1 protein-coding gene and 1 pseudogene are annotated in these 979 nt (G+C 65.3%); both read right to left on the reverse strand.

The features are described from left to right. A pseudogene (locus tag EN939_RS35720) lies at window positions 1–600 on the reverse strand (ABC transporter permease); the annotation flags it as partial. After that, window positions 597–979 (reverse strand): ABC transporter permease (locus EN939_RS35725; RefSeq protein WP_127272002.1); only part of this gene is annotated, 383 nt, incomplete at its 5' end. The gene EN939_RS35725 and the pseudogene EN939_RS35720, both read right to left, overlap by 4 nt.

The following is a 979-nucleotide window of genomic DNA, read 5'->3' on the forward strand; positions in this document are numbered from 1 at the left end:
GCCCACCACATAGCCGAAGATCACCGCCTTGAAGATGGTCTGCCGGACATCCGCGCCAAGCACCGGCAGCGAACCGGCGATGCGCGCGCCGATTGCGCTTGGCGGCGGCAACAGGATGAAGGGAATGCCGGCGCCACGCGTCACCGCTTCCCAGATGATCAGTATCCAGGCGCCGAAGATGGCCGGGATGATCAGGCGCAGCGCGGTGCGAGCCCAGCTTGCCATCGGGCGAAGGCCCGACAGGACGGCGACGCAGCGCCAGCCAAGCAGCCAGGCACCCGTGAGCAGCAGGAAATAGGGCGCCCGTGCCAGGCCCTCGAAGCCGGTGATGCCGCCAATCAGCAGCCAGGCGGCCAGATGCGCGCCGATGAAAAGCACAACCGCTTCGACGACGGACGGTATTCTGGCCATCGAGATCAAAGCAGCGAGAAGCAGCACGCCGAAGATCAGCCAGTTCGTCGCCACATAGGGATACATCAACGTCCCTGCGGGCTGCGCCAGTGCATCCACTTTCGGCGCGGCGATCGGGCCGAGCGCGACCGCGATCAGGCACAGCACGATCGCCGACACCGCCTGCCAGGAGGGTTTCAGCCAGTTCATGCCGGCCTCCCGCCCATGGCGCGGTCGACGAGGCGCCCGGCAATGCCGACAACCATGACCAGAAGTGCCGCCACCACAGACCCAGCAACCAGCGCAGACCAGATGTCGATGGACTGGCTGTAATAGGCGCCCGCCAAAAGCTTGGCGCCGATGCCGGCGACCGCACCGGTCGGCAATTCGCCGACGATGGCGCCGACCAGGCTTGCCGCCACCGCCACCTTCATCGAGGTGAACAGGAACGGCACCGAGGCCGGCACACGCAATCTCCAGAAGGTTTGCGCACGACTGGCATTGTAGGTGTGCATCAGGTCGAGATGCATGATCTCGGGTGAGCGCAGCCCCTTCACCATGCCGACAGTCACCGGGAAGAATGACAGAT

Source organism: Mesorhizobium sp. M7A.F.Ca.CA.002.05.1.1 (assembly GCF_003998335.1).
Taxonomy (GTDB): Bacteria; Pseudomonadota; Alphaproteobacteria; order Rhizobiales; family Rhizobiaceae; genus Mesorhizobium.